Source organism: Novacetimonas maltaceti (genome assembly GCF_002906255.1).
GTDB lineage: Bacteria > Pseudomonadota > Alphaproteobacteria > Acetobacterales > Acetobacteraceae > Novacetimonas > Novacetimonas maltaceti.
Genome location: NZ_POTC01000028.1, coordinates 1 through 24967 on the forward strand (window position 1 = coordinate 1; position 24967 = coordinate 24967).

Sequence of the window (24967 nt, forward strand, 5' to 3'; positions counted from 1 at the left end):
CTCCAGCGCAACCCGTGACTTGAACTCTGCCGCATACCGTTTCCGCGTAACCTTGCCCATAAAACCCGTCCTCGTTCAGGCCAGATGATAGCTTATCGCCCTGTCCGAAAAATGGGGACCACCTCTGTCCGACACGTCACCCAGGCGCGTGCGCGACAGTTCCAGCAGGCGGTCACGCCCGATCACGCGCTGCGGATTGTCAAGGAAACTGGTCAGCAGGTCATGCTCCGCACCGGAAATCTCCACCGCCGCCCCTGACGGGTCCGTCAGTTCGCGGCGGCGCAGGTCCAGTGTCCAGCCGGAGAAACGCAGCGTCTCCTTGCGCGGGCGCCCGGCACTTGGCGTCGTGATCCCGCCGCCACGCCGCCGCAGGACCGCACGCACGCGCGCCAGCAGTTCCTTCTGCCCGAACGGCTTGGGCACATAGTCATCAGCGCCGAGTTCAAGCCCCAGCACACGGTCGAGTTCCTCCCCACGGGCGGACACCATGATGATCGGGACCTCGCTGACATCCGCGCCCCCCGCGGGGCCCCTTGCCTCGCCAGAGCGCAGGGCCTTGCACAGGTCCAGCCCGTTCGTGCCGGGCAGCATGACATCAAGGATGATCAGGTCGGCGGGCTGCGCCACCAGCGCGTCCCACATTTCCGATGCGTCCTGTACCCCACGCACGCGATAGCCGTCCCCCTGCAGGGCACGCACGATCAGGGTACGCATGCCGGCATCGTCCTCGACAACCACGATACGGGCGGGAAGATCAGGATCAACAGATGGATGTGTGGTCATGCCTGGCAGTATTTCCCTCGAAATTCGAACAATGATCGCTGGATGTGCAGCTTTCACCTTATCCAACGTGCGGATGGGGCAAAAGGGTGCGTCATATGTCATAAAATGTCAGCAACCGCTGTTCACATGCCCGCAAACGACAACGGCGGAAGGGGGTGCCGTCACGCCCCTTCCGCCGTCCGGTAAATCCGCCCGCGAAAATCATAAAAGTTTCCGGATGCCGCCTTTCGATCTGGAAAGGCGGCGTTTTCCCCGCGCTTCCTGAAAAAAGCGTCACCGGAAACCTTTATCCATCACGTCAGGACGGTGCGCCAAGCTTCAGCACCCAGAACTGCGCGATATCCTGCGCGCCATTGTCGCCACCCACGCTTTTCAGGGTGGTGATCGCGGCGGCCTTCTGCCCGGCGGCGGCCTGCGCCAGACCCAGATGCAGCCTGGCGATGTTCACGTCGGTCGTGCCCTTGGCGATGCCCGCATTCATCAGTTGCAGGCCCTTGTCCGCCTGACCGAACGTCACGTAGTTGTAGCCGGTCGTGACCAGCGCATTGCCATTGGGCGCCTGCTGGGCCTGCGTTTCCGCCGTGGCGATGTTCGCCTTGCGGTCCGCAACCGTCTGGGTGATCATCTGCTTCAGCCGGTCTTCACGCGCGGCCCCCGCGTCATGGCCCAGGACGTTGGCGCTGTATCCCTCGTTCATCACGTCAAGCGCGATCTGCGGCAGGCCCGCCTGCATCGCCAGTTCGGCAATGTCGATATATTCCGCCGGCGTCTTCACCAGTCCCGCCGCCAGACGGACGCGGTCGGCATCCAGCCGCAGCGCCCCGGCCATGTGCGGGTTGCTCAGCGCCGAATGCACCACCTGCGCCCAGTAATCGGGCTTGGGGTAATAGGTCGCAAGCGCGACATAGGTCTTCGTCAGCGCGGCCTGGTCATGCGTCTGCGTCTGGCACGCCGCAAGAAGCTGGAGCTGGTTTTCCGTGGGCTTCGTGCCCGCCTTGGCCTGCATGTCGATCTGCGCCTGCTGCGCGCGCGCGGCGTTGGCGTAATCCTTGCCCAGGTAATAGGACTGGATCAGGATCGTGTACATCTGCGGGTTCGCGCCGCCCGCCTTGACATACTTGTCGGCGATCTGCGCCGCACGGGCATAATCCTTCGCACCGTAGGCCATGCCAGCCTCGCTCAGCGCCAGCTGCTCCTTCATGGCCGCAGGCGTGCGCGGGGAGGCGATCACCTTGTCATAAGCCGAGATGGCGACGGCGACATTGCCCGAAGACGCCGCGACGGCCCCGCGCATCTGCTCGATGGTATAGGATTCGTAATCGGTCTTGCCCGACACGGCATCCGCGGCGTTCACGGCGGCCATGGCCTCGGCATATTTGTGGGCGGCAAGCGCCGTCTGCGCGGTCTGGAGGTTCTTGCCCACCTTCTCACCCAGGACGTCGGCGGCCTGCGCGGGCTGGACCATCAGGAACACGGACAACGGCAGGGCCGTCACCGCACCGGCCAGCAGCATGGCACGCGCCCGGAACGACGATTTCAGATTAGTGGTTTTCAACTTGAGTGTCCTTTCCATGAATCGGTCATGACCCGTAATCGCGGACCGCGCCGCGCATGACCGGAATGACAGCGCAATATTCACCGCCCTGCAAGGAAGAAGGGCTGTCCGGCGCGCACATCCCCGGCCCAGAAACGGCACGGGCCGACGTCATGACCAACGCCGGCCCTGCCAGTACGGATGCGCGGCCATATCCCGCCGCGCGCCGGTGTTGCCTCAGCTATTGGGGTCGAGGTGACGGTACCCGCCCAGCAGCACCGACTGCACGTCGGCGGCGAAGTTGCGGACCTCGTCCATCGCGCCCTTGTTACGGCGCACCAGCAGGTTGTAGCCCAGAACCGCCGGCACCGCGGTACCGAGGCCGATGGCCGTCATGATCAGCGATTCACCGACCGGGCCGGCAACCTTGTCGATCGAGGCGTTGCCCGCGATGCCGATGGCCGTCAGCGCGTGATAGATGCCCCACACCGTGCCGAACAGGCCAACGAACGGGGAGGTCGAACCCACGGTCCCGAGGAAGGCAAGCCCGCCCTGCAGGCGCGTCTGCACCAGTTCGACCGAACGCAGGATCGACATCGTCGTCCAGGTATGCAGGTCGATCGCTTCCTGCATCGTGCCTTCGTGATGTTCGGCGGCGGTGATGCCGGTCTGCGCGATGTAGCGGAAGGGCGAGCTTTCGGGCATCGCGTCCGAACCGGCCTGGATGGTCGGCTTGGTCCAGAATTCGCTCTTCATGATCTTCGCATCCTTCAGGATACGCGCCTGTTCCAGGAACTTGCTGATCATGATGTACCAGGTGCCGACCGACATGACGACCATGATCAGCAGGACGGTACGGGCAATGAAGTCACCGTTCGACCACAGGGCGCCCAGACCATACGGGTTGGCCTCCGCCCCTCCTCCGCCTGCGGCGAAAGCCATGGCCGGTGCGGCCGTCATCAGCACTACGGCCGCGGTAAGAAGGATACGATGCTGTCGGGTCATTGTAATCAAGATCCTCTGACGGGAAAGAAACGGTGCGGGGTTCCAGCAATACAAGGAACCGGCAGACGACAGGGCCGGGACCGGCCCGCCATGGGGGAAGCGGTCATTTGTCATGAACCGGTTGGTCATGCCCGTGCAGCATCCGCGCGATATCGGGCGGCGCGACCGGGACGACCGGGACAGGGGAAAGGACAGGGCCATGTTGCGGCACGGCGGCCGGCAGGAAGGAGGGCGCGTCCCTGACAATCCGCAACGGGATCAACTGCGCCCGGGGCGGAGAGGGAAACATGTTCCACGATTTGGGATGCAGGCCATAGGCAAGGACGCCCACGGCAATGACATGCAGCGCCGCAACACCCGCAATCACCCGTCCGAATGGGGTCTGCCGACGTTGCAGTCTTACATAATCCATCCCGGAACCACCCTTCATCCCAAACCAGCACCATGGCACCGCCGCGCATGCCTGCCCGCCCGACGGAACAGGGCATGATGCATGATGGGTGCCTGTTATGGGATTGGGCGGTTTCCGCCGTCGCATGTCAAGGCGGTTATGCACCGGAAACGGAACAATTTTCCCGCAAGTGCCTCACACCCGGTCCAAAAAGGGGCGAAAGGGCACGCCTCCATGCCCCGGCATGGCGGGACATGGAGGTGAAAACACGATCACGCGCGGCCCCTCCTTCCCGGAAGGGCCTGCGCGGGTCACTGCGCCTGGGCGCTGGCCTCAGACCGGGTGGCCCCGACCTGTGCGGCAAGGGAGGCGGCCATGAAGTCGTCAAGGTCACCATCAAGGACGGCGCCCGGATTCGTCTTTTCCAGGTTGGTCCGCAGGTCCTTGACCAGCTGGTAGGGGGCAAGGACGTACGAGCGGATCTGGTGGCCCCAGCCGATATCGGTCTTCGCCGCCTCGGTCTGCGCCGCCGCGGCCTCGCGCCGCTGGAGTTCCTGTTCGTACATCCGCGCCTTGAGCATCGCCATCGCGGTCGCGCGGTTGCGGTGCTGCGAACGGTCGGTCTGGCACGCCACCACGATCCCGGTGGGGATGTGGGTGATGCGGATGGCCGATTCCGTCTTGTTGACGTGCTGCCCGCCCGCGCCCGATGCGCGGAAGGTATCGACACGCAGGTCGGCCTCGTTGATGTCGATCTCGATGGAATCGTCGATCACGGGATAGACCCACACCGACGCGAACGAGGTCTGCCGCCGCGCCGCCGCATCGAAGGGGGAGATGCGCACGAGCCGGTGGACCCCGGCCTCCGTCTTCAGCCAGCCATAGGCGTTGGGGCCGCTGATGAGGATGGTGGCGGATTTCAGCCCGGCCTGCTCCCCTTCGGAGCTTTCCATCATCGTCACCTTGTAGCCGTGCTGCTCCGCCCAGCGGGTGTACATGCGCAGCAGCATCTCCGCCCAGTCCTGCGCCTCCGTCCCGCCGGCGCCGGCATTGACCTCAAGGTAGCAGTCATTGCCGTCCGCCTCGCCCGAGAGGAGGCTTTCGGTCTCGCGCCGCTTCGCTTCCTCGGCCAGCGCGCGCAGGGCCTGCACGCCCTCGGCGACGACATCGCCGTCGCCTTCCATCTCCGCAAGCTCGACGAGTTCGAGCGTGTCGCGCACCTCGCCCTCAAGCTTCTGCACGCCCTCGATCTGGTTCGCCAGCAGGGTGCGCTCACGCATCAGCTTCTGCGCGGCTTCGGCATCATTCCACAGGTCGGGATCCTCGACGCGGTTGTTCAGTTCCGCGAGGCGTTCGATTGCGACATCCCAGTCAAAGATGCCTCCTCAGCAGCGCCACCGACTGCTTGATCTGGTCATTCAGGGCCTCGGTCTCGGCAGACATCGGGGCTTACTCCTCAGCTCATCGTGTTAAGGACACGTGGGCCGGACCGCCCGCGCGCGGGCAGGCCGACCTGTCAGGCGTCAATACAGGCCACCCATGCCGATGTCACCCCCGGAAGGCGGGGGGGCCGCGGACGGGCCGGGCGACACCGCGCCCGGCACGCCATTGCCCACCGGACCATGGCCCGGCATCGTCGCCATGTCGCTTTCGGAATCAGGCATGTTCTCCGCCCCGGTATCGGCCGCCGTCAGGGTACCGATCGCGCCTGCGCCCATATCGACGCTGATGCCGGGCTGCTGGTCGGGCTTGAAGGCGTCGATCGCCATGCCCATGCCGGTATTGTACTGCGCAAGGCGCATGTCCGGGGGCGTACGGAAATCAAGGCGCGGCCGGTCCGCCAACGCCACCTTCATCACCTGGTTCCAGATCGGCCCGGCAATCACGCCGCCGGTTTCGTTGCGCCCAAGGCTCTGCGGCGTGTCAAAGCCGATCCACACCACCGTCACGAGGTCGGGAGAGAATCCGGCGAACCACGCATCGTTGAAGTCCTGGCTGGTGCCGGTCTTGCCCGCCACGGGCCGGTCGATGCCCACGCCGGCGCGCACGCCGGTGCCGCGACGGATCACGTCACGCAGCATGGTCACGACCTGGTACGCGCTGTCGGCGGAGACGACCTGCGGGCGCGTATCCTCCAGCACGGGGCCGGTCGTATCGGCGCCCGCCGTCGCATCCGGGGCCGGGGCATCGGGGGCCACCGGCGATGGCGATGACGATGGCGCGGGGGCAAGCTGCAGGCCCGGCGCGCGCCACATGACGTTGCCGTTGCGGTCCTTCACATCGTCGATCAGCGTCGGCGTCACCAGATGGCCGCCCGCCGCAAGCGTTGCATAGGCCCCGGCCTCCCGCATCACGGTGGTTTCCACCGCGCCAAGGGCGGCAGGCAGCACCAGCGGCATGGAATGCACGAGGTCGAGTTTCTGCGCCATGTCGGCCACCGACTTCATGCCGATCTGCGCCGCAAGGCGGATGGTGACAAGGTTGCGCGACTCCCGCAGGGCGTCGTGCAGCATGGTCGGGCCCCAGAAATCCTTTTCATAGTTGTTGGGGTGCCATTCCCCATAGGATACTGGCGAATCGTCGAATTTCTGCGATGGCGAGATCCCCTGCTCCATCGCGGCAAGGTAGACGAACGGCTTGAACGACGAACCCGGCTGGCGCGCGGCCTGTGTCACGCGGTTGAACTGCGATGCGCGGAACGACCATCCCCCCACCATCGCCAGCACGCGCCCGGTGCGCACGTCGATGGTCGTCAGCGCCCCTTCGACACGCGGCACCTGCCGCAGGGCGACGCCCGAACTGTCGGCCATCGGTTCGACCATCACGACATCGCCGGTCGCAATCCCCTTGCCCGCGCGCATCCATGAACGGTCGCGCGCCGGAAGTTCGCCGGTATGCGGAATGGCGGGCGACGTGCCCTCCAGCCAGCCGACCTGCCCCGTCGCCGCCGACAGCACGACCGCAAGGCGCCATGTCGTCAGCATGGAGGCCGGCGCGCTGACCCGTGCCAGCGCGTTGGCCCAGTCCCCATGCGCGTCCACGTCATCAAGGTGCGTCACCGGCCCGCGCCAGCCGCCATGGGCGCGGTCATAGCGCATCAGCCCCTCATGCAGGGCCGCCGTCGCCACCTGCTGCAGGTGCGGGTCCATGCTGGTATGGACCGAAAGGCCGCCTTCCATGGTGGAATTGATGCCGTATTTCTCGATCAGCTGGCGGCGCACCTCCTCCGAAAACCATTCGGAACCGGGCACCGGGCCGGGACGCGTGAAGGAGGAGGGAATCAGCGGTTCCTGCTCTGCCGCGCGGGCTTCCTGCGGGGTGATGGCGTGCAGTTCCGCCATGCGTTCAAGCACCCAGTTGCGCCGCCCGGTTGCCGCCTGCGGGAAGCGCACGGGGTTGTAGTTGGTGGGTGACTTGGGCAGCGCGCCAAGGAACGCGGCCTCCGCATTGTCCAGCTGGTCCAGCGGCTTGTTGAAATAGGTCTGCGCCGCCGCCCCGATACCGTACGCCCCGTCGCCGAGATAGATCTCATTGAGGTAGATCTCGAGGATCTGCTGCTTGGAGAGCGTCTGCTCCAGCCGCATCGCCAGCAGCGCCTCCTTGGCCTTGCGCTCCATCGACACGGCGTTGGAGCCCAGCAGCATGATGCGCGCCACCTGCTGCGTGATGGTGGACGCCCCGATCGGCCGATGTTTGGAACCGTGCATCATCAGGTCCGTCAGCCCCGCGCGGATGATCGCCAGCGGGTCCACGCCGCCATGGGTGAAGAACTTCTGGTCCTCCGCCGCGAGGAAGGCATTGCGGACGCGTTCGGGAATCGCGCTGTAGGGGACGAAGATCCGCCGCTCCGCCGCGAGTTCCGCCATGATCTGGTCATCGCCGGAATAAAGGCGGCTCATCACCGGGGGCTGGTAGGTGCGCAGCCCGTCCACGGTCGGCAGCCCTTCGGCAAGGCGATTATATTCCTGCCACGCGACGACACCACCGATCCCCCCGGCCAGCAGGACGACCCCAAGCACCCCCCCCGCGAGCCTGCGCACGAGGCGATAGCGCGGGCGCGGTCCACCTGTGGGCGGGCGCGGACGCCGGTCGCCCGTACGCCCGTCATCGCGCGTGGCATCAGAGGTTCCATCCACCCGGCCATCGCGGCCCGATCCGTCAGCAAGCGTCATCCGGTATCCAATAGGGAAATAGGGACTGTGGTCTGCCCCCTGTTGGTCTGTCCCTGTCCTAGCACCGTCCGGCGCCCACGTCGCCCCCGATCCGCAAGGCACGCATGACAGCCCGTTGTGGGTCAGGCGCGAAGGCGGTCCCATTCCGCGCGGCCATCGCGGTCAAGGGCGTCGAATTCCGCGTCCGTCAGCGACAGCGTGGCGGCCTGCGCATTGGCGCGGGCATGGTCGGGGCTGGAGGTGCCGGGAATGGGCAGCATGACCGGCGAACGCCGCAGCAGCCACGCCAGCGCCACCTGCCCCGTGGTCGCACCGCGCGCCTGCGCCACGCGGGTCAGCACGTTGTCCCCGCGCGCAAGCCCCCCCGCCGCCAGCGGCGCCCACGGGATGAAGCCGATATTTTCGCGCGTGCAGTAGTCCAGAACCTCCTCCGAATACCGGTTGACGAGGTTGAAGCGGTTCTGCACCGTCGCGACCGGGAAATACAGGCGCGCGCGCTCGATCATCTCCACCGTGACTTCCGACAGGCCGACATGGCGGACCAGGCCCCGCGCGTGCATCGCGGCGATCGCCTCGAACTGTCGTTCCGGCGTGGTGTCGGGGCCGACGCGATGCAGCTGCCACAGGTCGATACGCTCCACCCCGAGGCGGCGCATGCTCATCAGCACGCATTGCTGGAGGTAGTCAGGATTGCCCACCGGGCACCAGATGTCGGGGCCATGGCGGGTGTGCCCGCCCTTGGTCGCGATCACCATCCCCTTGTACGGCGACAGGGCCTCATGGATCAGCTCCTCGCTGACGAAGGGGCCGTAGGCGTCGGCGGTATCGACAAAGTTGACGCCAAGTTCGGGCAGCAGCCTCAGCGTGGCAAGGGCGGCCTCACGGTCGGCGGGTTGGCCCCAGATACCCGGTCCCGTGATGCGCATCGCCCCGAAGCCGAGGCGCGCGACCTCCAGTTCGCCACCGATCCTGAAGGTCCCGCCGGGACGTGAGGGGGATACGGTCATGGCCTTACTCCTTCATGTTGGGCACGACAGTCTGTCACCTGATGACGGGCGGACGCACGACAGGTTGCACGGACCCTGCCCTGTGGCCCATGCAGGCCACGGCAGACCGGAAAGATCCTTCAGAAGTTTTTGGTGAAGCTTTTTGCAAAAAGCTTCAAGGACGCCGCCTTTTTGAAAAAAGCCGGCACCCAAAAACTTCTCTTACTATCCATCAGTTCAGCCCAGCATGCGCCCGATCACCCGCGCGGTGTAATCCACCACGGGAATGATGCGCCCATAATTGATGCGCGTCGGGCCAATGACGCCGATCGCACCGACGATGCGGTTGGAATCGGTGCGCGCAGGCGCCATCACCACCGACATCCCCGCCATCCCGAACAGGCCGCTTTCCGCGCCGATGAAGATCCGCACCCCTTCGGATTCACACGCAAGGTCGAGCAGGCGCAGCATCGTCTCCTGCGTCTCCAGCCGGTCGAACAGCATCTGGATGGTCGAAAGCCGCTCGATCTCCGTCACGTCCGACAGAAGCCGCCCCTGCCCCCGGATGAACAGCGTGCCGCCACGTTCCTCCGCATCGCTCCACGTCGCAAGGCCGCTGGCCACGACCTCCGTCGTCAACTGGTCGAGTTCGGTGCGGTTGGCCGCGATGTCACCACTCACCTTCTCACGCAGGATGTCGAGCGTGCGGCCCGACAGGTGCGCATTGAGGTAATTCCCCGCCTCCACCAGTGCGGACGGCGGCAGGCCGGAAGGGATCTCGATCACGCGGTTTTCCACCTGCCCGTCGGAACCGACAAGGATGACCAGCGCGCGGCCCGGGCCAAGGGCGACGAATTCGATATGCTTGATCGTGCCATCGCTCTTGGGGGCCAGCACCAGACCCGCGGCCGAGGACAGGCCCGAGAGCATCAGCGATGCCTCCCCCAGCATGTCCTGAAGCGAACGCCCCCGCACCTCCAGCGCGCGGGTGATCGTCTCGCGCTCCTCCTCGCTCAGGCTGCCGAACTGCAGCAGGCCATCAACGAACAGCCGCACGCCCTTTTCCGTCGGCAGGCGCCCGGCGGACGTGTGCGGCGAAAACAGCAGCCCGGCTTCCGTCAGGTCGGCCATGATGTTGCGGATCGTCGCGGGCGACAGCGACAGCGGCAGGCGCTGCGACAGGGTGCGCGACCCCACCGGGTCGCCGGTTTCCACATACTGCTCGACGATCTCACGCAGGATGGCGGCGGATCGCGCATCGAGCCCCGGCGGCAGGGCAGGACGCGAAGACAGTGCCCCGATATCCATGTCGTTCTCCCTCCTCCCCTTCACACCAGGGACCTTCCGGGCGGTGGCAACCGCATGGTGCCTGCCCATGATGGATCTGGCGTGGCCATGTCCCGGTGACAAGGATAGGGACAAGCCGTTGTTGCGACAATCACATGATATGGCCCCTCCCCCACAATTCCACCGCGCCATGGCCCGCGCACCGGGTGACGGGACTGGAAAGAGCGGGGCTTGCGCGCTATGCCGCGAGACTGGATTTCATCGGGAGTTTCCTTCATGCGCCCATCCGGCCGCGCCATCGACGCCCTTCGCCCTGTTTCCATCCAGACCGGCTTCGCCCGCCATGCCGAAGGGTCCGCGCTGATCCGCATGGGCGGGACCGAGGTCCTGTGCGCCGCCAGCGTCGAATCCCGCGTCCCCCCTTTCCTGCGTGGCAAGGGACAGGGCTGGGTCACGGCCGAATACGGCATGCTGCCGCGCGCGACCCATAATCGTGGCCCGCGTGAGGCCGCAAAGGGGAAGCAGGGTGGCCGCACCCACGAAATCCAGCGCCTGATCGCACGCGCGCTGCGTGCGGGCATCGACCTCAAGGCGCTGGGCGAAATCTCCATCACGGTGGATTGCGACGTGCTCAACGCCGATGGCGGCACGCGCTGCGCCGCCATCACCGGCGCATGGGTGGCGCTGCGCCTCGCGCTGGATGGCCTGGTGCGGGCGAACGTGCTCCCCGCCCTGCCGATCACCGCGCAGGTTGCCGCCGTGTCATGTGGCCTGACGCAGGCGGGTGCGGTGCTGGACCTCGATTACGCCGAAGACAGCAATGCGTCGGCGGACGCCAATTTCGTGCTGACCGAAACCGGCGGCATCGTCGAAATCCAGGGGACGGCGGAACAGGCCCCCTTCTCCCAGGAGCAGTTCAACGAGTTGATGCGTCTGGCGCAGGTCGGCACGGCGCGCCTGTTCGAAATCCAGCGTGACGCCGTGGCGCAGGCGGTGGCGGCATGAGCGGCGGCCCCACACGCCGCCTGCGTCGCGGTGATACGCTTGTCCTTGCCAGCCACAATGCCGGGAAGCTGGCCGAGTTCTCCTCCCTGCTGTCGGGTTATGGCATCAAGGTCGTTTCCGCCGGGACACTGGGCCTGCCGGAGCCGGAGGAAACCGCCACCACCTTCTCAGGCAATGCCGAAATCAAGGCGCTGGCGGCGGCACGGGCAGCAGGCCTGCCCGCGCTGGCCGATGATTCGGGGTTCTGCGTCAGTGCGCTCAACGGCGACCCGGGCGTCCTGTCGGCCCGCTGGGCCGGGCCGAACAAGGATTTCCCCGCCGTCATGCGCCGCATCCATGACCTGATGGGCGACAACCCGGACCGGGAGGCATGGTTCGTCTCCGTCCTGTGCCTGGCATGGCCCGACGGGGAGACCGAAATGTTCGAAGGCCGCATCGACGGGCAGGTCGTCTGGCCACCACGCGGGGAACATGGCCATGGCTATGACCCGATCTTCGCCCCCGATGGCAGCACGCTGACCTTCGCGCAGATGACGGAAGAACAGAAGAACGCCATCAGCCACCGTGGCCTCGCTTTTAACCTTTTTCGCGATGGATGCCTGCAACCCGCGTGATGGCCGCGCGTCATCGCATAAAAAACCCCTGGGTCGCGGACAGGGTTTTAAAAACAAGGCATTGATAAATAAGAAAAGTTTTTGGGCGCCGCCTTTTCCCGGAAAGGCGGCGTTCTTTTTTGCAAGCGGTGTTCTCAGGGCGCTGCCCTGAAACCCGCCAAAGGGCATTGCCCTTTGGAAACCATGACCTGGGGGCTGCCTGAAACAGCAGACCTCATAAAATGCTAAAATTATAGAAGTTTTTGGTGAAGCTTTTTTCAAAAAGCTTCAAGGGACGTCGCCTTTTGAAGAAAAGGCAACTTCTGAGACTTTCACAAAAAACCCTGCCACGATGCCATGGCAGGGTTTTGTGCGGTTCCATTCATGCCAGCAGGCGGCAGCATCAGCGCCCGGTCATGATCCGTTCGACAAGCTGCGCCACGGTGGGCACGAACCCGTTGGCATAGAAGGGATCGGTCGCGAACCGCCACGCATTGGTGCCACCGAACATCAGGTTGTGTTCCATGACATCCCCCGCATCGGGGCCATGGGCATGCGCCACCGTCTGCAACGTCTTCTGGATGCAGTAGGAACGCGGGTCGGCCTTGTGCCCGTTGGTGTAGGACGGCCCACGCTGGCTCCAGTTGGAGAAGCGGCATTCCGACAGGCACCCCATGCACGCCGCCTGATCCGACAGGATCTCGCGCGCCTTTTCCGGCGTGACGAACACCAGCGTGTTGTCCGGCGTGCGCAACCCCTCGGTATAGCCTTCGCGCTGCCACAGGGCGGCGCGTTCGCTATCGGGATGGGTCACATAGACGACGCGCCCACGCGCCCCCACGCTGAAGGACGTCGCATGTTCGCCCACCGCCTCGGTGGAGAAGGCGATCTGGCGTTCGGAACGCGCGCGCAGTTCACGCAGGAAGTCGTTGTTCACCGCCGAGGAATAGAAACCCGTGGGCGAAAAGCGGTTGAGGAACACATCGCCCTTCTTCAACGTCATGAGACGCTGTTTCCACACATCGGGAATCGGGCTTTCGCGGGTCAGCAGCGGACGCGTGCCGAACTGGAACGCCACCGGCCCGAGTTCGGGATTGTCGATCCAGTCCTGCCATTCCTCCAGCCACCAGACGCCGCCCGCCATGATGATGGGGGTGTCATCAAGGCCAAAGGCGCGCATCTGCTTGCGCAGCGCCAGCACGCGCGGCAGCGGATCTTCGGGGGCAAGGGGGTTTTCCGTGTTCGACAGGCCGTTATGGCCCCCCGCGCGCCACGGGTCCTCGTACACCACGCCGCCAAGCAGCTCGCCACTCTTGTGGTACGACCGGCGCCACAGCGCATTGAACGCGCGCGCCGACGACACGATGGGGTAGTAGTACACCCCATGTTCGGTGGCGATGTCCGACAGGCGGTAGGGCATGCCCGCCCCGCATGTCAGGCCGTTGATCAGGCCCTTCGTGCCTTCGAGCACGCCGCGGATCACACGCTCCGCCCCACCCATTTCCCACAGGATGTTGGCATGGATGCGTCCCTTGCCGCCTGCGATCTCATGGGCGATGCGCACCTGGTCGATGCCGCCACGGATGGCGTAATCGATCAGTTCCTCATGCTTTTCCAGACGGGTCCGTCCCCGGTAGGTCTGGGGGACGATGTTCCCGTCCGCATCGTACGAATCGGCATTCACGATCGATACCGTTCCCGCGCCGCCCGCCGCGGCCCAATGCCCGGACGAGGCCCCGGTGGAGATCGAAACCCCTTTTCCGCCCTCGACCAGGGGCAGGATATCCACCCCACCCATCCGGATCGTGTTGATCGCCTTCATCGTCATTCCATCGTCATCTGTAAAACCGGTCCACACCGGCCATGTCGCCGGGGCCATGGGCACGGGGGACATTCCCCCGCGCCCGGCCCCTCATGTCGGTCGTGTCCGCGATCCGTGTTCAGCGCGCGCCGCGACCGGCCTTCGCGCCAACCGCATCACCGATATCGGCACCGGTTTCCTGATCGACAACCCGCATGGACAACTTAACCTTGCCACGGTCATCGAACCCGAGGACCTTCACCTTCACCTCATCGCCCTGCTTGACGACATCGGTGGTCTTGGCGACGCGGCCCTGCGCCAGTTCGGAGATATGGACAAGCCCGTCACGCGGGCCAAGGAAGTTCACGAACGCGCCGAAATCGGCCGTCTTGACCACCTTGCCGTTGTAGATCTTGCCGACTTCCGGCTCCGCCACGATGCCGCGGATGCGTTCGATCGCCTTTTCCGCCTGCTCGTCCGACGACGCCGCGATCATGATCGTGCCATCGTCATTGATGTCGATCTTCGCACCCGAATATTCCACGATCTCGCGGATGACCTTGCCGCCCTGGCCGATCACGTCGCGGATCTTTTCCTTCGGCACGGAAATCGTCGTGATCTTCGGCGCCGACGCGGACACGTCCGAACGGCCTTCGGTCAGCGCCTTGCCCATCTCGCCAAGGATGTGCATGCGGCCGCCGCGCGCCTGGTCCAGCGCGATTTCCATGATCTCGGGCGTGATGGACGTGATCTTGATGTCCATCTGCAGGGCGGTGATGCCCTTTTCGGTGCCCGCGACCTTGAAGTCCATGTCGCCGAGGTGATCCTCGTCGCCAAGGATGTCGGACAGGACCGCGAACTCTTCCTCTTCCTTGATCAGGCCCATCGCGATGCCCGCGACCGGACGCTTCAGCGGGACGCCCGCATCCATCAGCGCCAGCGACGTGCCGCACACCGTGGCCATGGAGGAGGAGCCGTTGCTTTCCGTGATCTCGGAGACAACGCGCATCGTGTACGGGAAGGTGTCCTTGCCCGGCAGCAGCGGATGCACCGCGCGCCACGCCAGCTTGCCATGGCCGATCTCACGACGGCCGGGCGAACCCATGCGGCCGCATTCCCCGACCGAGAACGGCGGGAAGTTGTAGTGCAGCATGAAGTTGGTGCGGTATTCGCCTTCAAGCGCGTCGATCACCTGCTCATCCTGCCCGGTGCCCAGCGTGGCGACGACCAGCGCCTGCGTCTCGCCACGGGTGAACAGGGCGGAACCGTGCGCGCGCGGCAGGATGCCGACTTCGGAGACGATCGGGCGGATCGTCTTGAGGTCGCGGCCATCGATGCGATGCCCCGTCTCCAGCACGGCGGAGCGCACGACGTTGGCCTCAAGCTCCTTGAGCATCGGCTTCGCCGCTTCGGCCTCGGCCGGGTCGAGCTTGGCGAGGATCGCGTCCTTGGCTGCGGCGACCTTCTTGTAACGCGCCTGCTTGACGCGCTCCTGGTACGCCTCGGCAATCGCCTTGCGGCCCAGCTTGTCGATCTTCTTGCGCAGCTTGATCTCTTCGGCGGTCGGCTCGACCAGGTCCCACGGCGCCTTGGCCGCGTGTTCGGCCAGGTCGATGATCGCGTCGATCACTTCCTGGAACGCCTCGTGCCCGAACGTCACCGCGCCGAGCATGACCTTCTCGCTCAGTTCGACGGCTTCGGATTCGACCATCAGCACGCCTTCTTCCGTGCCGGCGACGACGAGGTCAAGCTCGCTGTCCTTCATCTGCCCGATGGTCGGGTTCAGGACGTACTTGCCATCGATATAGCCCACGCGGCACGCGCCGACCGGGCCGAAGAACGGAACGCCCGACAGCGTCAGCGCCGCCGAACAGCCGATCAGGGCGACGATCGCCGGATCGTTTTCCATGTCGTGGCTCAGCACCGTGGCGACGACCTGCACCTCGTTGCGGAAGTTCTCGGGGAACAGCGGGCGGATCGGACGGTCGATCAGGCGGGAATTGAGGACTTCGGCCTCGGACGGACGGCCCTCGCGCTTGAAGAAGCCACCGGGGATCTTGCCCGCGGCATAGGCCTTTTCCTGGTAGTTGACCGTCAGCGGGAAGAAGTCCTGCCCCGGCTTGACGCTCTTGGCGCCGACGGCGGTGCACAGCACGACCGTATCGCCATAGGTGGCGACAACCGCGCCATCGGCCTGACGCGCGATCTTGCCCGTCTCAAGGATGAGGGGGCGGCCACCCCACTCGATTTCAGTGCGGAAGTAATCAAACATGCAGACAGTTCCTGTCCGTTGGCTACCGCAAACGGAGCAGAGCGGACCGAACATTGGGATGTCGATGGCAGCGCCTCGGACGGCATGGAGTGATGACGGGCCAACCGCCAATACACCATGTGGCCTGAAACGCTGCGACCCTGTCCGGGTGTCTCCGCCGTCATGTCGGCAGCGTGTTTGCGGCATTCACGATTGAATGCCACGAAATGCGGGGTCGCGCGGGGTTACAGGGCGTTACCGTCCAACCACCGCGCGACCCACGGCGGGCGCATTATGAATGCGATCCCGCCATGCCGCAAATCAGCGACGCAGGCCCAGACGCTTGATCAGCGTTTCGTAGCGGGTCTGGCTCTTGCGCTTGACATAATCAAGCAGGCGACGGCGGCGACCGACGAGCATCAGCAGGCCACGACGCGAATGGAAGTCCTTCGCGTGGGTCTTCAGGTGTTCGGTCAGGTTGACGATCCGTTCCGTCAGCAGCGCAACCTGCACTTCCGGCGAACCGGTGTCCTTGGCTGCGGTCTGGTATTCATCAATAAGCGCCGTACGGCGTTCCGGGGTAATCGACATCGGGTTGCTCCGTGTATCTCAAAAAGAGGTTCTGTCTACAGCATGCGCACGGGCCGCAGCCATCCATCAGCAGGACGGCACAGGCCCACGACACGCGCCCCGTCCATCACGCGCACGACCCCGCTGCGGGGATCGACGGCATCCGGAATCCGGCCCATCAGGTCAAGCAGGCTGAGCGCCTGCCCGTGCGACAGGGAGTCTGCTTCTTCGGGAGTCACGGCCAGCGCCGGGATGTCGTCCAGCGCGGTCGCGACCGGAAGCAGCAGATCCGGCGAGGCAGGCGCGTTGTCGGCGCTGGCGACGATTTTGTCCAGCATAATCGCATCCGATTCCCCAAAAGGCCCCACCTGCAGCCGCCGCAGCGCCGCGACATGGCCCACGGTCCCGCAGGCCCGCGCGATATCGCGTGCGAGCGAGCGCATGTACACCCCCTTGCCGGACTCCACCTCGAAGATGGCGGTGTCCGCGTCGGGACGCGCGATCAGCTCGAAACGGTCGATGCGTGCCGGGCGCGGCGGCAGTTCGGGGGGGCGTCCCTCCCGCGCCATGTCATAGGAACGCTTCCCCCCGACCTTGAGCGCGGAGAAGACCGGCGGCACCTGCATGATGTCCCCGCGAAACGCCGCCAGCGCCGCCTCGAACGCCGCATTGTCCGGCCGCACGTCCGATGTTTCGGTCACCGTGCCATCGGCGTCATCACTATCGCGTGCCTCGCCGATGCGCAGGGTGAAGTGATAGCGCTTGGTCCCGTCCATCACATAGGGAACGGTTTTCGTGGCCGCGCCGAACGCGATCGGCAGAAGCCCCGTCGCCAGCGGGTCAAGCGTGCCGCCATGCCCGGCCTTGCACGCATCGAACAGGTACCGGACACGGCCGACAACCTGCGTTGACGTCATGCCTGACGGCTTGTCCACAATCAGCCAGCCATCAATCGGGCGTCCACGCCTGCGTCGCATCAGCACAAGAACCTTTTGCCAAAGAACCAAGGCCCGTGCGTGTAAACGACGCGCCGGGACGGGGCAATGGCCTAATTCTTGCGCCATGGGGATGGCCGTTGCGCCCGCGTATGGTAAAACGCCCCGGCGGGAACATGCCAGCCATCCGGCGGCCCCGCTTTCGCGACGGGCATTCTGGTGTCATCCTTGATGACCGGTCGCGTAAGGCGGATTGGACTGAAACCTCTTTAATATTGCGTCGTAGGGAGACCTGAACACATGGCAGAACGGCAGACCACGGTCGGCGCTTTCGTGTTGGGTGGTGCGCTGCTGGGGGTCGCGGCAGTCGTCCTGTTCGGCAAATTCCACCCGTTTTCCGCCACCAACAACGCCGTCGTGATCTTCGACGGGGCCATCAACGGGCTGGGAATCGGGGCTCCCGTCACGCTGGAAGGCGTGCAGGTCGGCACGGTGGAAAATATCGGCATCAAGTTCGATCCCGCCTCCCACAAGGCATACATCCCCGTCACGATCCAGTTGCGCGCGGACCGCACCAAATCCACCGAACACAGTCAGGGCCTGACCGCCGAGGGCCTGCCGGACCTGATCCGCCACGGCCTGCGCGCGGAACTGCATATGCAGAGCTTTGTCACCGGGCAGGAGGAAATCGACCTGTCGTTCGACCCCGCGACGCCGCCACAGCTGCATCCCGGCATGTCGGACCTGACGGAAATCCCGGTGCGCGAATCGGAAATGCAGAAGCTGACCGATACGCTGACGACGCTGCCACTGAAGACGATCGCGACCAACGCCGATGAAATGCTGGTCAGCATCCGCAGCCTCGCCGACCGGCTGGACAAGGACCTGCCCCCGCTGGTGACCAGCGTCAAGGAAACATCCGACCGCAGCCGCGTGACCGTCGATACCGCGACCGACACAATCCGCGACCTCGACAAGCGGCTTGACGTGACGCTGGCCTCGATCGACCGGCTGGCCAACAGCGGCACGCAGCAACTGGATTCGCGCGGGGCGGAACTGCATGACCTGCTGCTCAATTCCAACAATACCGTGACCGAAGCGCGCCAGACCCTTGCCGGGTTGCATGACATCACCGCGCCGAGTTCGGCGGACCGCGCCAACCTCGATTCCTCGCTGCGTGACCTTGCGGCTGCGGCCTCGGCCCTGCGCGGCTTTGCCACCGATGTGGAGCGCAATCCCCAGCTTCTGCTGATGGGTCGCCGCAACTGATTGCGGCCCTGCTTCATTGATATGGAGCAGGCTGGTGGGGCTTCATTGCCGGTTTTCCCCGATGAAGGGGTATCGCAAAAAGTAGCATCCGGGCGCTGCCCGGACCCGGCAGGGATCGCGATCCCTGCACCCTGATTCCTAAAGAAGTTTTTGGTGAAGCTTTTTTCAAAAAGCTTCAAAAAGAATGCCGCCCCCTAGACCAGAGAGCGGCATTTCACCCAAAGGACGATCCTGAAAACGCGCCCTCAGTCTTCCAGATCGCGCGCCACGGACGGATCCCGCAACAGGTCATCCACATGCATCGCATAATCCAGTGCCGTATCGGGCTGGAAATGCAGTTCCGGCACACCACGCAGGCGCACCATGTGCGACAGGCGCGAACGCAGGAAGGATGAAACCCGCTTGAGCGCCGGCAGAAGCGCCTCGATATCGCTACGCCCCAGGCGCGCGACAAAGACGGTCGCATGCTTGAGGTCGGGCGAAATCCGCACTTCGGTCACGGTAATGCGGGCATCGACAAGTTCCGGGTCGCGGAATTCGACACGCGCGAAGATATCCGCCAGCACGCGCCGGATTTCCTCAGCCACGCGCAACTGTCGCTGCGAGGGGCCAGAAACACCATGACCGGCAAGTTTCCCTGCCGGCCCGGTGGTCCTTACCTTGTCCCGTGAGGAATGGCGGCTCATGCCGGAACCAGTTCCATTTCAAAGCACTCGACCACGTCGCCTTCACGCAGGTCATTGTAACCCGCAAAGGACAGGCCGCATTCGTAACCGCGTGCCACTTCCTTCACATCGTCCTTGAAGCGCTTGAGCTGGCTCAGCTCACCCTCATGGATGACGACGTTGTCACGCAGCAGGCGCACGCCACAGCCACGCTTGACCACACCTTCGGTGACGTAACAGCCGGCGACCTTGCCCACGCGGGTAATGTCGAACACCTGACGGATCTCGGCATAACCAAGGAACTTCTCGCGGTGCTTGGGCGCGATCTTGCCACGCACGAGCTGCTCCACATCGTCGGCCACCTGATAGATGATCGAGTAGTAGCGGATATCCACGCCCTCGCGCTGCGCCAGTTCACGGGCCTGGGCCGTGGCACGCACGTTGAAGGCGATGATGACCGCGCCCGATGCCTTGGCAAGCTGCACGTCGCTTTCGGTGATCTGGCCAACACCCGCATTGAGGACGCGGATCTTGACTTCCTCATGCTCAAGCTTCTGCACCGTGATCTGCAGTGCTTCGGCAGATCCCTGCACGTCGGCCTTGATAAGGACCGCGACTTCCTTCTGCGCACCGGCCTGAATCCGGGCCAGCATCTGGTCAAGGGTGCCACGCGCGGCGGTCTGGCCCGCTGCGGTGCGTTCCTTGATCACGCGCTGACGGAACTCCGAAATCTCACGGGCGCGGTTTTCATTGTCCACGACAACGAACTGCTCACCCGCGCCGGGAACCCCGGCGATGCCCAGCACCTCGACCGGCATGGACGGGCCTGCGGCCTGCACCTGACGGTTACGGTCGTCGATCATCGCACGCACGCGGCCCCATTCGGCGCCAGCCACCACGATGTCACCACGGCGCAGCGTGCCCTTCTGGACCAGGACGGTCGCCACGGGGCCACGCCCACGATCCAGACGGCTTTCGATGACCGCACCTTCGGCCATGCGATCCGGGTTCGCCTTGAGGTCGAGCATTTCGGCCTGCAGCAGGATCGCCTCTTCCAGCTTGTCGAGGCCCGTGCGCTTGAGGGCGGAGACCTCGATATCCTGCGTGTCGCCACCCATGCTTTCGACGACGATCTCGTGCGACAGCAGTTCCTGACGGACACGGTCGGGGTTCGCACCCGGCTTGTCGCACTTGTTGATCGCGACGATGATCGGGGCATCCGCCGCCTTGGCGTGCTTGATGGCCTCGATCGTCTGCGGCATGACGCCGTCATCCGCCGCCACGACCAGCACGACGACATCCGTCACCGACGCGCCACGGGCACGCATGGCCGTAAAGGCCTCATGGCCGGGGGTGTCGATGAAGGTGATCTTCGCACCCGATGCCAGCGTGACCTGATACGCACCGATATGCTGCGTGATCCCGCCCGCTTCGCCAGTGGCGACATCGGTCGTGCGCAGCGCGTCGAGAAGCGAGGTCTTGCCGTGATCGACATGACCCATGACCGTGACAACCGGCGGACGCGGCCGCAGGTCCTCGGGCTTGTCCTCGATGCCTTCGATGCCGAGTTCGACGTCACTGTCCGCGACGCGGCGGACACGATGGCCGAATTCCTGCACGATCAGTTCAGCCGTATCCGCATCGAGCGACTGCGTGACGGTCGCCATGACGCCCATCTTCATCAGCGCCTTGATGACCTCGCCCTGACGGGCGGCCATGCGGTTGGCCAGTTCCTGCACCGTGATGGTCTCGGGCAGGACAACGTCACGCACCACGCGGACCTGGTCCGAACGCAGGCGCTCGAGTTCCGCCTGGCGGCGCTCACGCTCACGCTGGCGACGCACCGACGCGAGCGAACGCGTCTTGTCGTCATCACCCTCGATCGCGGCCTGCACGTCAATGCGGCCCGAGCGGCGGCTGTCATTCTTCTTCGACCCGCCCGAAGGACGGCGTCCCGGCGCGACATTGCCACCGGGGCGACGGCTGGGACGACGCTCTTCCTCGCCCCCGTCGGCCCGGCCGGAGCGCAGGCGCAGCGTTTCCGCGGGTGCCGCGGCCGAATTGGCACGCGACGGCGCGGGCCGCGACGGCGTGATCGGCTTGGACGGCATGATCGCGCGTTCAGCCAGCGGGCGCAGGCGTTCCATCGGCGGTGCAAGCGTCACCTCGCCGGGGATCGGCGTGGCCGACACGACGGGACCCGGGGGTTCCGGCGGTGCGGCGGCAGGGCCCTTGGACTGCGGGGTGCTTGCGGCGCGGGCCTGCTTTTCCTCACGCTCGCGCGCTTCGGCCTCGGCCTTGGCGCGTGCGCTTTCCTCGGCCTCGCGACGGGCGTCCTCTTCCTTGCGCCGTGCTTCCTCGGCCGCGGACAGGATCGTGATCTTTTCCTGTTCGCGCCGTTCCTTCTCCCGCTGGATCGCGGCCTTGCGCTGCTCCTCGAGCACGCGCTGGCGCGTGGCCAGTTCGGCCGCCGTCAGCGCCCGCCCGGCACCGGCGCGGCCACCGGAACGGCCACCCGACGGACCGGATCCGCTGCCTGGAGTCCCGGCGCCGCGCTTCTTGCGCACCTCCACCTGGACCACCTTTGAACGACCATGGCTGAAGCTCTGCCTGACGGAACCGGCATCGACCGTCCGTCCGACCTCCCTCCGGCCCGCCGGCCGCAGGGACAAGCGTCCCTTACCCTGATCCTGATCGTTGCCTTCGCTCATGTACCCGCCTGTTCACACCGTCCGACGGACTTATCCGCCGAATTCGGTTCCATCCTGCCGGACAGTCCCGCAAAACGTTCATTCTCGACACGGAAACGACGCGCCAGTTCGCCATGCAGCATCGCTGCATGAACGACATGGTCACGGCCGAATGCCGCACCCAGTGCCGATGCCGTAGGAACAACCGCAACCGGAAGATCCCGTGCACCGGACAAAACTCTCATCCTCTCGTCCGGACTCCCGTCCGCCGCCTGGATAACCAGTGCGACGCGACCGCCCGCAACCCATTCCCGCACCTTGGCAAAGCCACAGACAACCTGTCCTGCCCGCCGTGCAAGTCCCAGGACATCCATCATCCTGCGTTCCAGCCCGTCCTTTACCAGATGGGCAAGATCAGGCGGAATGACAACCTGTCCGCGCGCGGCACGTGCAAACACGCCACGTGTCTGTGCCGTTTCTAGCACATCCCGCCGTGCGCTCAACCAAATTCCCCGTCCGGGCAGACGCGCGGAAAGATCGGGGGTCACGATCCGGTCGGGTGAAATGACAAACCGGACCATCGTTTCACGTGGCAGGCGCTCACGCGTGACCGCGCAACGTCGCAGCGGTCCGCGCTCTTCCTGCAGCTCGTGATCTTCTATGGGATATTCCTCAGACGTCGGAATTCTCCTGCTGTTCAGGGGTCTCATCCGCCCCCGACTCGTCATCCTCGAACCAGTGCGCGCGCGCGGCCATGATGATTTCGTTGGCCGCTTCCTCATCAATGGCGTCTGCGCCAAGGATATCGACCAGTTCGTCACCCGCCAGGTCCGCGAGGTCATCAAGCGTCTTGACGCCCTTCTCACCCAGCGTCACGAGCATCTGCACCGTGAAGACGCCAAGGTTGGCGATATCGTCCGATACGCCAAGCGCACGGCGCTTTTCGTCCATTTCCTCTTCGCGGCGGGCGAGGAAGCCTTCGGCGCGGCGCACCAGTTCGCTGGCGACGTCCTCGTCAAAACCCTCGATTCCCGCCAGTTCGTCCGCATCGGCGAAGGCCAGTTCCTCGATGGAATGGAAGCCTTCGGTCACCAGCAGGCCGGCGATCACGTCGTCAACGTCCAGCGCCTCGACAAACTGGTTGCTGCGGCGGCGGAATTCCTCCTGGCGGCGCTCCGATTCCTCGGCTTCCGTCAGGATGTCGATATCCCAGCGCGTCAGCTGGCTGGCAAGGCGCACGTTCTGGCCACGGCGGCCGATGGCAAGGCTCAGCTGCTCGTCGGGGACGACGACCTCGACCCTGCCGGCCTCCTCGTCCATCACCACCTTGCTGACTTCCGCCGGCGCCAGCGCGTTGACCACGAAGGTCGCGGCCTGCGGGCTCCACGGGATGATGTCGATCTTCTCGCCCTGCAGTTCCTGCACCACCGCCTGCACGCGCGACCCGCGCATGCCGACGCACGCGCCGACAGGGTCGATGGAGGCATCGCGGGAGATCACCGCCATCTTGGCACGTGAACCCGGATCACGGGCGACGGCCTTGATCTCGATGATGCCATCATAGATTTCGGGCACTTCCTGCGCGAACAGCTTCGCCAGGAACGCCGGGTGCGTGCGCGACAGGAAGATCTGCGGCCCGCGCGGCTCGTCGCGCACGTCATAGATATAGGCGCGCACGCGGTCGGAGTTGCGGAAGCTTTCGCGCGGGATCAGTTCATCGCGGCGCAGCAGCGCCTCGGAACTGCCGATCTCCACCATCAGGTTGCCGTATTCGGTCCGCTTGACGGTGCCGTTGACGATCTCGCCCACACGGTCCTTGAAATCGTTGTACTGGCGCTTGCGCTCATATTCGCGCACCCGCTGGACGATCACCTGCTTGGCCGTCTGGGCGGCGATGCGCCCGAAATCGATGGGCGGCAGCGGGTCGATCAGGTGTTCGCCCAACTGGATCTCGGGGCGGAACTTGCGCGCGATGTGAAGCGGGATCTGGGTTTCCTCGTTCTCCACTTCCTCCACCGCCTCGGTCCAGCGCGACAGGCGCACATCACCGGTCTTGCGGTCGATGGTGGCGCGAATGTCCTTTTCGTGGCCGTACTTGGCGCGACCGGCCTTCTGGATGGCCTGCTCCATCGCCTCGAGCACTTCTTCGCGGTCGATCGACTTCTCACGCGCGACGGCATCCGCCACCAGCAACAGTTCAGGACGGGAAACGGACGTATCCATCAGGGTCTCCAGAGCGTCTTTCAGTGGGCCTTGCGCGACGGCCTGCCGCCGCGCCGACCGCGAGTCTGTTCCAACATCCCGTCCGGCGACTCGGCCGTCGGGTCCTCATCAGTCTGTGGCGCACCACCATCGGGATGCGCCATGCGGGCACTCGCCTCGATCAGGGCGTCGGTCAGCACCAGCCGCGCCTTGCGCATTTCCTCGAAAGGCAACGCCACCTCGACCCCGTCGTCAAGGCGCATCAACCCATGCCCGTCACGCGCGCCCAGCACGATGCCCGAAAACCGCTTGCGGCCATCGACGGGCATGTTCATCTCCGCCTTCGCAAGGTGGCCGGAATAACGGTCCCAGTCCTTCGGGCGCGTCAGGGGACGGTCGATCCCGGCGGACGAGACCTCCAGCGTCCATTCCCCCGGCAGCGGATCCTCCACGTCGAGGATTGCGCCAACCGCGTGACTGATCTGCTCGCAGTCCTCGATGGTGATCTGCGAGCCATCGGCACGGTCGGCCATGATCTGCACGGTCGGGGATTCCCGCCCCAGCACCGCGACGCGGACGATCTCGAACCCCATGTCCACCAGCGCAGGGCCGATCATGTCGGCAATGCGGGCGTCGAGGCCGGTCAGGAAAGGCAGGTCTGCGTCCAATGCAAAAAAGGCGGCCCTGCGGCCACCCCCCAAATAATCATAAATTGAAGGAATTGCCGCAATACTTAGGCCATGATCAGCCGGTCCGCAAGGTCTATATACTGCACACCGCCGCCGTGGGGCGGGCAAAGGCATATGTGAACGCTTTTTTAAGCCATCG

General features: G+C 65.1%; 19 protein-coding genes and 1 pseudogene. 3 read left to right on the top strand and 17 right to left on the bottom strand.

Features of this window, described 5'->3' with window-relative positions; genetic code table 11:
• Positions 1-363: 363 nt before the first annotated feature.
• The 8 genes and pseudogenes from KMAL_RS17905 to hrcA all read right to left on the bottom strand — a co-directional run.
• A pseudogene (locus KMAL_RS17905) lies at positions 364-783 on the bottom strand (response regulator transcription factor); the annotation flags it as partial.
• 298 nt (positions 784-1081) lie between these two features.
• Entirely contained in the window at positions 1082-2296 is a 1215-nt protein-coding gene (locus KMAL_RS10395; RefSeq protein ID WP_110095641.1) for a hypothetical protein, read from the bottom strand.
• A gap of 258 nt (positions 2297-2554) precedes the next feature.
• Positions 2555-3322: a MotA/TolQ/ExbB proton channel family protein gene (locus KMAL_RS10400; protein ID WP_110095642.1), complete on the bottom strand. Its 768-nt coding sequence runs from the start codon at positions 3320-3322 to the stop codon at positions 2555-2557.
• 103 nt (positions 3323-3425) lie between these two features.
• Positions 3426-3734, bottom strand: a complete 309-nt coding sequence (locus KMAL_RS10405; protein WP_146044199.1) for a hypothetical protein — start codon at positions 3732-3734, stop codon at positions 3426-3428.
• A 290-nt stretch (positions 3735-4024) separates the two neighbouring features.
• Positions 4025-5156 (bottom strand): peptide chain release factor 2 gene (gene prfB, locus KMAL_RS10410; protein ID WP_110095644.1). Its coding sequence is split into 2 segments (ribosomal slippage): positions 4025-5086 and positions 5088-5156, totalling 1131 coding nucleotides; the frame shifts between segments, so codons are not numbered across the junction.
• 80 nt (positions 5157-5236) lie between these two features.
• Positions 5237-7885, bottom strand: a complete 2649-nt coding sequence (locus KMAL_RS10415; protein ID WP_110095645.1) for a penicillin-binding protein 1A — start codon at positions 7883-7885, stop codon at positions 5237-5239.
• Positions 7886-8007: 122 nt separating this feature from the next.
• On the bottom strand, positions 8008-8892 hold the full coding sequence (locus KMAL_RS10420) for an aldo/keto reductase (RefSeq protein ID WP_110095646.1): 885 nt from the start codon (positions 8890-8892) through the stop codon (positions 8008-8010).
• Positions 8893-9108: 216 nt separating this feature from the next.
• On the bottom strand, positions 9109-10179 hold the full coding sequence (gene hrcA, locus KMAL_RS10425) for a heat-inducible transcriptional repressor HrcA (protein WP_110095647.1): 1071 nt from the start codon (positions 10177-10179) through the stop codon (positions 9109-9111).
• Positions 10180-10434: 255 nt separating this feature from the next.
• Here hrcA and rph point away from each other — a divergent pair, with 255 nt between their 5' ends.
• Entirely contained in the window at positions 10435-11163 is a 729-nt protein-coding gene (gene rph, locus KMAL_RS10430) for a ribonuclease PH (RefSeq protein WP_110095648.1), read from the top strand.
• Positions 11160-11777 (top strand): RdgB/HAM1 family non-canonical purine NTP pyrophosphatase, encoded by a 618-nt coding sequence (rdgB, locus tag KMAL_RS10435; RefSeq protein ID WP_110095649.1) that lies wholly within the window; start codon positions 11160-11162, stop codon positions 11775-11777. Before rph ends, rdgB begins: the two co-directional genes overlap by 4 nt.
• Before the next feature lie 382 nt (positions 11778-12159).
• On the opposite strand, the gene KMAL_RS10440 is transcribed toward rdgB, so the two are convergent.
• From KMAL_RS10440 to truB, 4 genes are all read right to left on the bottom strand, one after another.
• A complete protein-coding gene (locus KMAL_RS10440; RefSeq protein WP_110095666.1) occupies positions 12160-13578 on the bottom strand; it encodes an NAD(P)H-dependent flavin oxidoreductase in 1419 nt (472 codons plus the stop codon).
• A 118-nt stretch (positions 13579-13696) separates the two neighbouring features.
• Positions 13697-15829 (bottom strand): polyribonucleotide nucleotidyltransferase, encoded by a 2133-nt coding sequence (pnp, locus tag KMAL_RS10445; RefSeq protein ID WP_110095650.1) that lies wholly within the window; start codon positions 15827-15829, stop codon positions 13697-13699.
• A gap of 300 nt (positions 15830-16129) precedes the next feature.
• Positions 16130-16399: a 30S ribosomal protein S15 gene (gene rpsO / locus KMAL_RS10450; protein WP_003617029.1), complete on the bottom strand. Its 270-nt coding sequence runs from the start codon at positions 16397-16399 to the stop codon at positions 16130-16132.
• A 35-nt stretch (positions 16400-16434) separates the two neighbouring features.
• Positions 16435-17355, bottom strand: coding sequence for a tRNA pseudouridine(55) synthase TruB (gene truB / locus KMAL_RS10455; RefSeq protein ID WP_110095651.1), 921 nt, complete (start codon positions 17353-17355; stop codon positions 16435-16437).
• Positions 17356-17613: 258 nt separating this feature from the next.
• On the opposite strand from truB, the gene KMAL_RS10460 reads away from it, so the two are divergent.
• Positions 17614-18582, top strand: a complete 969-nt coding sequence (locus KMAL_RS10460; protein ID WP_110095652.1) for an MlaD family protein — start codon at positions 17614-17616, stop codon at positions 18580-18582.
• A 245-nt stretch (positions 18583-18827) separates the two neighbouring features.
• On the opposite strand, the gene rbfA is transcribed toward KMAL_RS10460, so the two are convergent.
• The 5 genes from rbfA to rimP are packed head-to-tail and all read right to left on the bottom strand — an operon-like array spanning position 18828 to position 24807.
• Positions 18828-19268, bottom strand: a complete 441-nt coding sequence (gene rbfA / locus KMAL_RS10465; RefSeq protein ID WP_110095653.1) for a 30S ribosome-binding factor RbfA — start codon at positions 19266-19268, stop codon at positions 18828-18830.
• Positions 19265-21958 (bottom strand): translation initiation factor IF-2, encoded by a 2694-nt coding sequence (gene infB / locus KMAL_RS10470; protein WP_110095654.1) that lies wholly within the window; start codon positions 21956-21958, stop codon positions 19265-19267. The genes rbfA and infB overlap by 4 nt, the downstream gene beginning before the upstream one ends.
• Positions 21955-22665 (bottom strand): RNA-binding protein, encoded by a 711-nt coding sequence (locus tag KMAL_RS10475; RefSeq protein WP_408887915.1) that lies wholly within the window; start codon positions 22663-22665, stop codon positions 21955-21957. The genes infB and KMAL_RS10475 overlap by 4 nt, the downstream gene beginning before the upstream one ends.
• Positions 22610-24160 carry a transcription termination factor NusA gene (nusA, locus tag KMAL_RS10480; RefSeq protein ID WP_110095655.1) on the bottom strand — a complete coding sequence of 517 codons (1551 nt, stop codon included), beginning with the start codon at positions 24158-24160 and terminating at the stop codon, positions 22610-22612. The genes KMAL_RS10475 and nusA overlap by 56 nt, the downstream gene beginning before the upstream one ends.
• 20 nt (positions 24161-24180) lie before the next feature.
• Positions 24181-24807 (bottom strand): ribosome maturation factor RimP, encoded by a 627-nt coding sequence (gene rimP, locus KMAL_RS10485; RefSeq protein WP_110095656.1) that lies wholly within the window; start codon positions 24805-24807, stop codon positions 24181-24183.
• Between the last annotated feature and the right edge of the window lie 160 nt (positions 24808-24967).

Excerpts from the sequence above, each read along its gene's own strand:
- KMAL_RS10405 (WP_146044199.1), bottom strand. The coding sequence starts at position 3,734 with ATGGATTATGTAAGACTGCAACGTCGGCAGACCCCATTCGGACGGGTG.
- truB (WP_110095651.1), bottom strand. The coding sequence starts at position 17,355 with ATGCGACGCAGGCGTGGACGCCCGATTGATGGCTGGCTGATTGTGGAC.
- rdgB (WP_110095649.1), top strand. The coding sequence starts at position 11,160 with ATGAGCGGCGGCCCCACACGCCGCCTGCGTCGCGGTGATACGCTTGTC.
- KMAL_RS10415 (WP_110095645.1), bottom strand. The coding sequence starts at position 7,885 with ATGACGCTTGCTGACGGATCGGGCCGCGATGGCCGGGTGGATGGAACC.
- rph (WP_110095648.1), top strand. The coding sequence starts at position 10,435 with ATGCGCCCATCCGGCCGCGCCATCGACGCCCTTCGCCCTGTTTCCATC.
- nusA (WP_110095655.1), bottom strand. The coding sequence starts at position 24,160 with ATGGATACGTCCGTTTCCCGTCCTGAACTGTTGCTGGTGGCGGATGCC.
- hrcA (WP_110095647.1), bottom strand. The coding sequence starts at position 10,179 with ATGGATATCGGGGCACTGTCTTCGCGTCCTGCCCTGCCGCCGGGGCTC.
- rpsO (WP_003617029.1), bottom strand. The coding sequence starts at position 16,399 with ATGTCGATTACCCCGGAACGCCGTACGGCGCTTATTGATGAATACCAG.
- KMAL_RS10400 (WP_110095642.1), bottom strand. The coding sequence starts at position 3,322 with ATGACCCGACAGCATCGTATCCTTCTTACCGCGGCCGTAGTGCTGATG.
- KMAL_RS10460 (WP_110095652.1), top strand. The coding sequence starts at position 17,614 with ATGGCAGAACGGCAGACCACGGTCGGCGCTTTCGTGTTGGGTGGTGCG.
- KMAL_RS10395 (WP_110095641.1), bottom strand. The coding sequence starts at position 2,296 with ATGCTGCTGGCCGGTGCGGTGACGGCCCTGCCGTTGTCCGTGTTCCTG.
- KMAL_RS10475 (WP_408887915.1), bottom strand. The coding sequence starts at position 22,665 with ATGACGAGTCGGGGGCGGATGAGACCCCTGAACAGCAGGAGAATTCCG.
- pnp (WP_110095650.1), bottom strand. The coding sequence starts at position 15,829 with ATGTTTGATTACTTCCGCACTGAAATCGAGTGGGGTGGCCGCCCCCTC.
- infB (WP_110095654.1), bottom strand. The coding sequence starts at position 21,958 with ATGAGCGAAGGCAACGATCAGGATCAGGGTAAGGGACGCTTGTCCCTG.
- rbfA (WP_110095653.1), bottom strand. The coding sequence starts at position 19,268 with ATGAGCCGCCATTCCTCACGGGACAAGGTAAGGACCACCGGGCCGGCA.
- KMAL_RS10440 (WP_110095666.1), bottom strand. The coding sequence starts at position 13,578 with ATGAAGGCGATCAACACGATCCGGATGGGTGGGGTGGATATCCTGCCC.
- KMAL_RS10420 (WP_110095646.1), bottom strand. The coding sequence starts at position 8,892 with ATGACCGTATCCCCCTCACGTCCCGGCGGGACCTTCAGGATCGGTGGC.